The sequence below is a fragment of the Streptosporangiales bacterium genome, from assembly GCA_009379955.1.
Taxonomy (GTDB): domain Bacteria; phylum Actinomycetota; class Actinomycetes; order Streptosporangiales; family WHST01; genus WHST01.
Window position 1 is genome coordinate 18970 of sequence record WHST01000085.1, and the last position, 10519, is coordinate 29488.

The 10519-nt window shown below is 71.5% G+C and carries 10 protein-coding genes; 4 read left to right on the top strand and 6 right to left on the bottom strand.

Annotated features, from left to right (window positions below; genetic code table 11):
- Positions 1 to 32: 32 nt before the first annotated feature.
- The 3 genes from GEV10_22185 to GEV10_22195 form a co-directional block, all read right to left on the bottom strand.
- On the bottom strand, positions 33 to 1634 hold the full coding sequence (locus tag GEV10_22185; protein MQA81158.1) for an FAD-dependent oxidoreductase: 1602 nt from the start codon (positions 1632 to 1634) through the stop codon (positions 33 to 35).
- Between the two features lie 5 nt (positions 1635 to 1639).
- Positions 1640 to 2848, bottom strand: coding sequence for a LacI family DNA-binding transcriptional regulator (locus tag GEV10_22190; GenBank protein MQA81159.1), 1209 nt, complete (start codon positions 2846 to 2848; stop codon positions 1640 to 1642).
- 74 nt (positions 2849 to 2922) lie between these two features.
- Positions 2923 to 3831, bottom strand: coding sequence for a hypothetical protein (locus GEV10_22195; GenBank protein MQA81160.1), 909 nt, complete (start codon positions 3829 to 3831; stop codon positions 2923 to 2925).
- 252 nt (positions 3832 to 4083) lie between these two features.
- On the opposite strand from GEV10_22195, the gene GEV10_22200 reads away from it, so the two are divergent.
- The 3 genes from GEV10_22200 (at position 4084) to GEV10_22210 (ending at position 7087) form a co-directional block, all read left to right on the top strand.
- Complete coding sequence (locus GEV10_22200) at positions 4084 to 5172, top strand: S-(hydroxymethyl)mycothiol dehydrogenase (protein ID MQA81161.1); 1089 nt, start codon at positions 4084 to 4086, stop codon at positions 5170 to 5172.
- Between the two features lie 118 nt (positions 5173 to 5290).
- Positions 5291 to 6160 carry an MBL fold metallo-hydrolase gene (locus GEV10_22205; protein ID MQA81162.1) on the top strand — a complete coding sequence of 290 codons (870 nt, stop codon included), beginning with the start codon at positions 5291 to 5293 and terminating at the stop codon, positions 6158 to 6160.
- Between the two features lie 48 nt (positions 6161 to 6208).
- Complete coding sequence (locus tag GEV10_22210; protein ID MQA81163.1) at positions 6209 to 7087, top strand: recombinase RecB; 879 nt, start codon at positions 6209 to 6211, stop codon at positions 7085 to 7087.
- Here the strand turns inward: GEV10_22210 and GEV10_22215 are convergent, their stop codons facing one another.
- On the bottom strand, positions 7088 to 7456 hold the full coding sequence (locus tag GEV10_22215; protein MQA81164.1) for a DUF2203 family protein: 369 nt from the start codon (positions 7454 to 7456) through the stop codon (positions 7088 to 7090).
- A 10-nt stretch (positions 7457 to 7466) separates the two neighbouring features.
- Positions 7467 to 7775: a hypothetical protein gene (locus GEV10_22220; protein ID MQA81165.1), complete on the bottom strand. Its 309-nt coding sequence runs from the start codon at positions 7773 to 7775 to the stop codon at positions 7467 to 7469.
- Positions 7776 to 7885: 110 nt separating this feature from the next.
- On the opposite strand from GEV10_22220, the gene GEV10_22225 reads away from it, so the two are divergent.
- The gene (locus GEV10_22225) at positions 7886 to 8410 is read left to right on the top strand and encodes a GNAT family N-acetyltransferase (GenBank protein MQA81166.1); all 525 of its coding nucleotides are present in this window, start codon (positions 7886 to 7888) and stop codon (positions 8408 to 8410) included.
- Between the two features lie 7 nt (positions 8411 to 8417).
- On the opposite strand, the gene recQ is transcribed toward GEV10_22225, so the two are convergent.
- Complete coding sequence (gene recQ, locus GEV10_22230) at positions 8418 to 10205, bottom strand: DNA helicase RecQ (protein MQA81167.1); 1788 nt, start codon at positions 10203 to 10205, stop codon at positions 8418 to 8420.
- Positions 10206 to 10519 lie beyond the last annotated feature (314 nt).

Below are 10519 nucleotides of genomic sequence, written 5' to 3' on the forward strand. Positions count from 1 at the left end.
GCCTCACTTCGTTGTGCCTGATAGGCGAGAGATCAGTAGCCTTCGACCCGCGGCCAGTGGGTCTCGACGCCCCAGCGGTGCAGCAGGCGTCGTAGCTCCGTGAACACCTCGGGCTTCTCCACGACCTCGTCCGGCGTGTGCCCGTCGCTCAGGCAGAACGCCGCGAGTGCACCCGCGACCTCCCCAACGTTCCACTCGACGGGATGCAGGCGGTAGCAGCCGTTGGTGATGTGGGTGGTGCCGATGTTCTTCGCCGCCGGCAGCAGGTTCCGCATCCGGACGGGGACGAGCGCACGCAGCGGGATCTGGAACGGCGAGGAGGCGACGTCGATGTAGTTGTCGCCACCGGTGGACGGATGGAGGTCGATCCGGTAGCTGCCGACACCGACGGAGTCGTCGTACCGCACGGCTCCGTGGTCGCCGCGGACCTCGAGGGAGAGGTCCTGCTCGACGATCGTGTACCTGGCGCGGATGCGCCGCGACTCCCTGACGTAGGCGGCCTTCGCGAGTCCGTCGCCGGTGCCCATCAGGTCGCCGCGGGGCCGCAGCTCGGGAAAGCCCGTGCCGCCGTCGGCCCGCGGTGCCTCGGTCTGCATCCAGTACAGCATCGACAGGCTCAGCTCGCGTGCACCGCGAAGATGCCGCTCCGCCTCGGCCTCGTCGACCTCGAGGATCGGTCCCTCGACGTAGTCGATCATCGGCCAGTTGACCAGGGAGACGTCGCTCGGCAGGAAGCCCTCGGTGAACGTACGTCTCGCGGCGATCCTGCGGAACGTCCAGAGCTCCTTGTCGCCCGCGTCCCTGCTCTGGTCGGCGAAGACGTCGGCGGTGCGGTCGTCCGGGTTGGGCAGGAACTGGCGGGTCACGGGCTCGAGCGTCCGCGGGTCAGGCGCCGTCCAGCTGAGCAGCCGGTCCGGCCAGAACGCGGGGCGGTAGTCGCGCCAGAAGTCGTAGCTCGCCGGCCGGTCGATGGTGTGGTCCTCGCCCCGCGCGATGCTCACGGCCAGGCAGAACGACACGGCCTGCATGTTCAGCGGCTGTGCCTCCGCCGGAGCGTGCGGCTCACCGGTCTGTGCGGCGGACTCGAAGCCCGTGACGTACTCCGTGCCGGTGAGCGGCAGCAGCTCGCCGGTCTCGGTCGCGTCGAGCACGTACTGCGCGTTCACCCGCAACGTCTCGCCTGCCGCGTCGCGCAGGAGCACGGACCGCACCCGGTCGCCGTCCACGTCGGCGGCGACGGGCCGGCATCGAGTGCGTACCACCAACCGACCGGTCGACCGATAGGGGGCGAGCATGGCCTCGATGACGGCGAGCGCCACCCTCGGCTCGTGACACAGCTTGCTCACGCGTCCGGCGCCCGGGTTGAGCCAGGGGTCCCGGTACGCGTCGGCGGTGAGCGGGTACCAGCCGCGGTAGTAGTCCCTGATGCCGTCCCGCAGCCGGCGGTACGACCGCGTGCAGCCGAACTGCTCGATCCACGGGTGCTCGTCCGGCGGCACTGCCTGAGTCGTCAGCTGCCCACCGAGCCAGTCGGTCTCCTCCGACAGCAGCACCGTCCTGCCCTGCCTGAGCGCGGCGAGCGCGGCCGCCACGCCACCGAGGCCGCCACCCACGACGGCGATGTCCACGTCCACGCCCGTCATCGGCTCCGTCCTCGAGTGCTCGTGCGCCTCCGGGCGGCACGTGGTGGCCTGTCGACTGTCGTGCCCGCGCTGTACGAGCAGGGCACGGTGATGTTCCTCGGGCGCGGCGGTGGAGTCTCGATCGCCTCGAGCAGCAACCGCACCGCCTGCCTGGCCATCTCCTCCCGCGGGATGCGGAAGCCGTTCCAGCCGCTGCTCGACCCGCCGGGAGAGGGCACGTCGCCGAGCACCGCGACCGAGATGTCACCCGGCACGTCGAGTCCCATGCCCGCGATGACCCCGAAGTAGCGTTCGGCCAACTCCGGGTCCTCCAGGACGAGCGCGGTGCGGCCCTCCGCACGCAACTGCGCGACGACCTTCTCGATCTCGCGTCGCCTGCCGAGCCGAAGCAGGCGCGCGTCGTCCTGGCCGAGGCCGGCCTGCCGGACCGCGGCGTGCCAGCCGTCCTCGCGGTCACTGTCGGGTGCCTTGGGCTTGTACGCGCCCAGGTAGACGATGCTGCGGTGGCCGAGCTCGACCAGGTGCGAGACGACCCGGGTGGTGGCGGACGCGTAGTCGGCGGCGACGTACGCGAACTCGCAGTCGGGGATCTCGCGACGCCCGACGTACACGAACGGGAAGCCCTCCCGAGCCAGCCGCGCCACCTCCTCCTGGTTCTCCCGCCGACCGAGCAGGACGCACCCGTCGGCGAGCGCGAGCCGGTTGACCCCACCGGCGTAGATGCTCCGCCGTCGCTGGTCGGGCAGCGTCGCGCTCGTGAAGAGCAGCAGGTCGTACGCCGCGCGCTCGGCCTCCTGCTCGATGGTCACGAGGAACGGGTTGTAGAAGTCGCGGTCCCTGGACGGGAAGATGGCCTCGAACGTGTAGACCCCGAGCAGGCGGTTGCGCCCGCCGGCGAGGCTGCGTGCGGCCGGGTTCACCGAGTAGCCGAGCTGCTGCGCCACCTCGAGCACCCGTCGCCGCGTCGCCTCCCCGACCCGCCGCTCGCCCGCTTCCGCGTCGCTCAGCACCAGCGACACCGTTGCCTGCGAGACACCCGCGGCCCGCGCGATGTCGGCCTGTCGAGCCCGCGCCCCTTGGTGGCTCTGGGGCGCGGGGGTGGCGTCGCTGGCCGGTGCGGCGGCGTCCTGCCGTGCCCGTGCCCGTCCCCGACGTTGCGGCCGCCGGGCCTGTTCGGAGTCCATGACCACCTCAGTTATGCGCATAACCAATACGCATGACGGCGACCGTACACACGCCGGAAGGCGGTGGTCAAGGGTCAGGTCGAGGCGCGGTACGCCTAGAGATCGGCGATGGCGCCGTCGCGCATCACCTTGGCGCCGTTGAGGAACAGCGTCGGTTGTGCGTACACGAGCTCGACGTACGCGTGGCCGTCACTGGCGCCGCCGATCCCGCGGTTGGGCCCGAGGCTCAGGTGACCGGTGCCGGCCATGGCGACGTCCTGGCTGATCACGCCGCACACCGACGCGGCCGGGTTCATGCCGAAGCCGACCACGCCGACGGTGCCGGACAGCGGGTCGTCGGTGTCGGCGAGCATGCGTTCGATCTGCTGCGCGGCAGCGCCGCCGGTGACCGCGACGACGCGGCCGTGTTCGAGGAGGATCGTCACCGGGGAGTCGACCTGGCCGAAGCTGGTGCTGACGTCGACGACGATCGTGCCGTCGACGGAGTTCTCGACGGGGGCGACGACCACCCCGGCGTACGGGGCGCGGAACACGCCGGCCCGCGGACGTCCGGGCGGGTTGGGCACCCCGGAGCGCCCGCGCAGGGACATCCGGATCTTCGTGCCGTTCGCCGACTGCACCTCCGCCTCGACCGCGTCGGTGACCTTCGCGGCGAAGAGCTCGCAGGTGGGGGCGAGCTCGGTGAAGTCGGCCTCGATGGCGCCGTGGGTGAGCATCCGCTCGTCGGCGCCGGTCATCGTGACCACGCGGCCGCCGTGGGCGACGGTCACGTGGGCGGCCGGGCTGGTCAGGGCGCTGCTGCTGGTGAACGCGACGACGACGTCGACGTCGACGAGCTCCTCGACGACCTCGGCGAAGGCGTCACCGGCCCCCGGACGGTCCGTGCCGAGGAACCTGACGTGTGCGTTGGCCCCGCGCGCGGTCGCCGCGCGCCGGAGGGCCCATGCCGCGCCGGCGTTGGCGCGGCGGTCGTACAGGATCAGGACACGCTCGTCAGCGGTCACGCCGACACATGTCTCCATGATCCGGCGTGCACCCTCGTGGAGCGTGAGCACGAGCTTGTCCCCCCTGGACACCGCGCGTCGCGGGCCTACCGACCGGTCACCATAATCGCCCGGCGGGCCGCTGTCTCGTCCAGCGATCGTACTGCTGCGTAGCGTAGTCGTCCTGCGGGACGGCGTCCGGGCGGACCGGGGCGGACGGAGGGTCGTAAGGTGATCGCCCAGAGATGCCGAGCCGATGTGAAGGAGCGGGACATGCCCGAGCAGGTACGTGGGGTCGTCTCGACGGGGAAGGGCCGGCCGGTGACCGTGCAGACGGTCAACGTGCCCGAGCCGGGTCCCGGTGAGGCGCGCGTCAAGGTGCAGGCGTGCGGGGTGTGCCATACCGACCTGCACTACCGCGAGGGCGCGATCAACGACGAGTTCCCCTTCCTGCTCGGACACGAGGCCGCCGGCGTCGTCGAGTCCGTCGGGCCCGACGTCACCAACGTCGAGCCCGGTGACTTCGTCGTCCTCAACTGGCGTGCCGTGTGCGGCGACTGCCGCGCCTGCCGCCGCGGCCGTCCCTGGTACTGCTTCGCCACGTTCAACGCGACCCGGAAGATGACCGACGCCGACGGCAACGAGCTGTCGCCCGCCCTCGGCATCGGCGCGTTCGCCGAGCTCACGCTCGTCGCGTCCGGCCAGTGCACGAAGGTCGACGCGAACGCGTCCGCGGAGGTCGCGGGACTGCTCGGCTGCGGGGTGATGGCCGGCCTCGGCGCCGCCATCAACACCGGCGGCGTCGGCCGCGGCGACTCGGTCGCGGTCTTCGGCTGTGGCGGGGTCGGCGACGCCGCGATCGCCGGCGCGCGGCTGGCCGGCGCCGGCACGATCATCGCCGTCGACATCGACGACACCAAGCTGGAGTGGGCGAAGCGCTTCGGCGCGACGCACACCGTGAACTCGTCCGCCGCCGATCCGGTCGAGGAGATCAGGGCGCTCACCGATGGCAACGGCGCCGACGTCGCGATCGAGGCGGTGGGCCGTCCCGAGACCTTCAGGCAGGCGTTCTACGCGCGCGACCTCGCCGGCGTCGTCGTCCTCGTCGGGGTCCCTGACCCGACGATGACGCTCGAGCTGCCGCTGATCGACGTGTTCAGCCGTGGTGGCGCGGTGAAGTCGTCGTGGTACGGCGACTGCCTGCCGTCCCGCGACTTCCCGATGCTGATCGACCTGTACCAGCAGGGCCGGCTGCCGCTCGACGAGTTCGTCAGCGAGACGATCGGGCTCGACGACGTGGAGGAGGCGTTCGCGCGGATGGAACGCGGCGAGGTGCTGCGGTCGGTGGTGACGTTCGCGTGATCTGCCGGTCAGCGCAGGAGCTCGACGAGTGGCCCGCAGGTAGGAGCCGCGTAGGCCACATGGTTGGTAACGACGTTTCCGCGGCTCCTGCCGGAGGGACAGGAGGAGGCGGGCGCGCATGATATTCGGGCGGAAGAAGCGTAAGAAGGCCGACGACGACTCTGCGGCCGAGGCCACGGTCGACACCGACACCGACACCGACACCGACACCGAGGACGAGGTCGAGGTCGAGGTCGATACGGACTCCGACGCGAAGGACGATGCGGTCGACAAGGACGATGCGGTCGACGAGGACGACGCGACCGACGACTCGGGGGCCGACGACTCGGAGGACGACGACGAGGCCGCCGCCTCGGCGGGCGGGCTCCGCATCGAGAAGATCGAGACCTCCGGCGTCTTCTCCCTCGACGGCGAGGACCACGACGTCGAGAACAACGTCTACCTCATCGGTGACGACGACGAGGTCATCGTCGTCGACGCCGCGCACGACGCCGAGGCGATCCTCGCCCAGGTGGGCGAGCGCGAGATCCTCGCCGTCATCTGCACCCACGGCCACAACGACCACGTCAACGTCGCCCTCGAGGTGGCCGAGCGTGACGAGGCACCGATCGCGATGCATCGCGGTGACAAGCGGCTGTGGGAGATGACCCACGAGGACGACATTCCCGACATCGACATCGAGGCGGGTGGCGAGTTCGAGGTCGCGGACACGACGCTCACCGTGTTGCACACCCCGGGGCACTCGCCAGGGTCGATCTGCCTCTACGTCGAGGACCTCGACGTCGTGTTCACCGGCGACACCCTGTTCAAGGGCGGTCCCGGCGCGACCGGCCGGTCGTTCTCCGACTTCCCGACGATCCTCAACTCGATCTCCGACGAGCTCCTGCGGCTGCCGAAGAAGACCCGGGTGCTGCCCGGGCACGGCGAGGAGACGACGATCAGGGACGAGGAGAAGGACTACGACGCCTGGGTCGAGCGAGGCCACTGACCTGTCCTTCCTGACACGTTTGTCGGTGGCGCGCGACAGGATGGGCTGATGAGCCAGCTGGGTTTCGAGGGCATGCCGCAACGACTCTTCTCGTGCACGCCGTCGCGCCTCACGACCTGGCTCGACTGCCCGCGCCGCTACCGCATGACGTACCTCGACCGTCCGCAGCCGAGCAAGGGTCCGCCGTGGGCGCACAACTCCCTCGGCGCCTGCGTGCACGGCACGCTCGCTGCCTGGTGGCGGCTGCCTCGCGAGCGCCGTACGCCGGGGGCCGCGGTGCGGCTGCTCGACGAGGGCTGGATCTCGCTCGGGTTCCGCGACGACGAGCAGGAGGCACGCGTCCGGGCGAGGGCACGCACGATGGTCGAGCGCTATGTCGAGCAGCTCGACCCCCACGACGAGCCAGTGGGCGTCGAGCGGGTGGTCGCGACCCGCACCGACGTGCTCGCGCTGTCCGGCCGCATCGACCGGCTCGACGACCGCGGCGGCGAGCTCGTCGTCGTCGACTACAAGACCGGCAGGCACGCGCTCACGGTCGACGACGCGCGCGGCTCGCTCGCGCTCGCGTTGTACGCGCTGTGCTCGCAGCGCGTGCTGCGCCGCCCGTGCCGGCGGGTCGAGCTGCACCACCTGCCCAGCGGCGAGATGGTCGGCTGGGAGCACGACGGCGCGGGCCTCGCGCGCCAGCTCGCCCGAGCCGAGGACATCGGGCGTGAGGCCGCCGCGGCCGACTCCGCGTTCCGCGAGGGGCTGGCGCCGGAACGCTACGACGAGGTCTTCCCGCCGCGGCCGAGCCCGGTCTGCCGGTGGTGCGACTTCGCCCAGCACTGCCCCGAGGGCTCGTCCGCGTACCCGGCCCGCCGCTCCTGGGAGGGCCTCGCCGAGGCCCAGCCCGGCGAGCCCGTCCACCACGGCGGTGAGCGCTAGTCAGCCGGGAGGCAGGGGGCGGCGTCCAGCGAAGCCGGCGTCGGCCCGGTGGTACCACTCGACGTCGGTGTCGCCCTCGAGCCAGCACAGCAGGATGGGCACGCCGTCGAGCTCCGCGGGAAAGTCGAGCAGCAGCGGAGCGATCCCCTTGACCTCGAGGTCGTGCGCCACGATCGACGACACCAGCTCGTCGAACCGCGCCTGTGCGGCCTTGAGCTCCGGGAGTCCGCCCAGGGGTGACGGCACGCCCTGCCGGTGCGCCGCACCGAGCTCGGCGGTGTCCGCGCGCACCGCGATCAGGTCGACGACGAGCGGACGGATCTCCCTGAGCACGGCCCGCGCCTGGTCGACGGAGTAGAGCATCCCCATCCCTCGGACCCTAGTGTGCTGCCCGTACCCGTGACCACGCGGCCGCGCCGAGCGCGAGCAGCCCAGCCAGCAGGATCGGCAGGCCGATGGACAGGATGCCCAGCACCCCGAACGCCACGAGGACGACACCGGAGCCGGTGAGCGCGACCAACCGCAGCGGGGCCGCGCGGACCACGGCGTACGCGGCGAGGACGGTCGCGGCGATCATGCCGGTGGTGAACCAGGTCACCGGCGGGTCGCCCTGTCGTGCGATGAGCACGCCGTGCGCGACGCTCATGACGAGCGCTGTGATCGCGACGATCAGCGCCGGTGGGCTCATGCTGCATCGTCGCACACGGCCGCGGGTGAGGACCGTGTGTCCGCCCGGCCGCCGGTGCCGAACCGTACGCTCGTCCCGTGCCCACACCACCCGAGCTCCGCACCGACCGGCTGCTGTTGCGTGCCTGGCGCGACGCCGACCGTGAGCCGTTCGCGGCGCTCAACGCCGACCCCGAGGTGACCGAGTACCTCGCGGGCGCGCTCACCCGTGCCCAGTCTGACGATCTGGTCGACCGGATCGAGAAGGGATTCGCGGAGCGCTCTTTCGGCCTGTGGGCCGTCGAGGTGCGGGCGACGGGGGAGTTCGTGGGCTTCACCGGCCTGTCCGTCCCGAGCTTCGAGGCGCACTTCACCCCGGCCGTCGAGATCGGCTGGCGGCTGACGAGGAGCGCCTGGGGGCTCGGCTACGCGACCGAGGCGGCACGTGCCTCGCTCGCCCACGGCTTCATCGCGGCGGGGCTCGACGAGGTCGTGTCGTTCACGACGCGGACGAACGTCCGCTCCCGTGCGGTGATGGAGCGCCTCGGCATGACCAGGGACCCGGCCGACGACTGGGACCATCCGCGGCTGGCGCCCGACCACCCGCTGCGCCCGCACGTGCTCTACCGGCTGACCGCCGGCGCCTGGCGGCGGTAGGGACAGCTCAGGTGGCGGCGAGCACCTCGAGGATCTGGTCGCCGTACTTCGCGAGCTTGTTCTCGCCGACGCCGCTGACCGCGCCGAGCTCGTCGAGGTTCATCGGCTCGTCCGTCGCGATCTGGCGCAGCGTGGCGTCGTGGAAGATCACGTACGCGGGGACGCCCTGCTCCTTCGCCTGGGCGGCACGCCAGGCGCGGAGGCGTTCGAACAGCGGGGCCGCGTGCTCGGGCAGCTCGGCCGCGGCCTGCTGCTTCGCCGACGCGGACCTCGCCGCGCGCTTGGTGGGCTTAGGCTCGCGCCGCAGCCGCACCTCGCGCTCGCCGCGCAGCACGGTGTCGCTCGCCTCGGTGAGCACGAGCGCGCCGTGGTCGGGCTCGACGGAGAGCAGGCCGCGGGCGAGCAGCTGCCTGACGACGCCGCGCCACTCGGTCTCGTGCAGGTCGGTGCCGACGCCGAACACGCTCAGCTCGTGGTGGTCGAACTGGGCGACCTTGGCGGTCTTGCGCCCGAGCAGGATGTCGATGACCTGCCCGGCGCCGAACTTCTGCCTGCGCTCGCGCGCGAGGCGGACGACGGTGGAGAGCACCTTCTGCGCGGCCACGGTGCCGTCCCACGACTCCGGCGGTTCGAGGCAGCTGTCGCAGTTGCCGCAGCGGTCGACGCCCGGCTGGCCGAAGTACGCGAGCAGCTGACCGCGCCTGCACTCGACGCTCTCGCACAGTGCGAGCATGGAGTTGAGGTGCTGGGCGAGCCGACGCCGGTGGGCGTCGTCGCCCTCGGAGGTGTCGATCATGCGGCGCTGCTGCACGACGTCCTGCAACCCGTACGCGAGCCAGGCGGTGGACGGCAGCCCGTCGCGCCCGGCGCGACCGGTCTCCTGGTAGTAGCCCTCGACCGACTTCGGCAGGTCGAGGTGGGCGACGAACCGCACGTCCGGCTTGTCGATGCCCATGCCGAACGCGATCGTGGCCACGACGATTAGGCCGTCCTCGCGCAGGAAGCGCGCCTGGTTGGTGCGGCGGGTGCGGGCGTCGAGACCCGCGTGGTAGGGCACCGCCTCGATGCCGTTCTCGACGAGGAACTCCGCCGTCTTCTCCGCCGACGCGCGCGACAGGCAGTAGACGATGCCGGCGTCGCCCTGGTGCTCCGTGCGCAGCAGCTCGAGCAGCTGCTTGCGGGGCTCCCTCTTCGAGACGATGCGGTACTGGATGTTGGGCCGGTCGAAGCTCGCGACGAAGTGCCTGGCGTCCTCGAGGTCGAGGCGCGTGGCGATCTCCCTGCTCGTCGCCTCGGTGGCGGTGGCCGTCAGCGCGATGCGCGGGACGTCGGGCCAGCGCTCGTGCAGCAGGGAGAGCATCAGGTAGTCGGGTCGGAAGTCGTGCCCCCACTGCGCGACGCAGTGGGCCTCGTCGATCGCGAACAGCGCGACCTTGCCGCGGTCGAGCAGCTGCAGCGTCGAGTCGACCCGCAGCCGCTCGGGCGCGAGGTAGAGCAGGTCGATCTCGCCCTGCACGAACGCCGCCTCGACCGTGCGACGCTCCTCGAAGTCCTGCGTCGAGTTGAGGAAGCCGGCGCGTACCCCGAGCGCCGACAGCGCGTCGACCTGGTCCTGCATCAACGCGATGAGCGGTGAGAGCACGACCCCCACGCCGCCGCGGACGAGCGCGTCGCCGCCGGAGACGACGTGGTCGATGATCTCCTCCTGGTCACCGCGGAACGCGTCGTAACCGAAGACGCTGCGCAGCGACTGCAGGGCCAGGCTGGCATCGGAGCGGATCTCGGGGGCGACCACCCGCCGATTCTAGGCGGTGCCCACCGACACCGTCGGCGACCACGCCCACACCACCGCTGGGGACCCCGGTGGGGGCGCGGGCCACGACTGGGGACCCCGGTGGGGGCGGACACCGCGGCTGGGGACCCCAAGCGGGGTGGACGGCACGGCTGGGGACCCCACGTGGGGTGGGTGGGCGTAGTAAAGACCTGAACGGATGGTTGGAGATCAGGACATCCCCCTGATGGGGTAAACGGGCTTGGTGTCCCAACCACTCATCAGGAGGATGTCTTGTCCAAGGGTAGTAGTCGCCGGCTGTCTCGTGGGGACCGTCG

What these genes read in the sequence shown, in the direction of transcription:
- GEV10_22190 (MQA81159.1), bottom strand. Translation starts at nt 2,848, where the DNA reads ATGCGCATAACTGAGGTGGTCATGGACTCCGAACAGGCCCGGCGGCCG.
- GEV10_22200 (MQA81161.1), top strand. Translation starts at nt 4,084, where the DNA reads ATGCCCGAGCAGGTACGTGGGGTCGTCTCGACGGGGAAGGGCCGGCCG.
- GEV10_22205 (MQA81162.1), top strand. Translation starts at nt 5,291, where the DNA reads ATGATATTCGGGCGGAAGAAGCGTAAGAAGGCCGACGACGACTCTGCG.
- GEV10_22210 (MQA81163.1), top strand. Translation starts at nt 6,209, where the DNA reads ATGAGCCAGCTGGGTTTCGAGGGCATGCCGCAACGACTCTTCTCGTGC.
- GEV10_22215 (MQA81164.1), bottom strand. Translation starts at nt 7,456, where the DNA reads ATGGGGATGCTCTACTCCGTCGACCAGGCGCGGGCCGTGCTCAGGGAG.
- GEV10_22220 (MQA81165.1), bottom strand. Translation starts at nt 7,775, where the DNA reads ATGAGCCCACCGGCGCTGATCGTCGCGATCACAGCGCTCGTCATGAGC.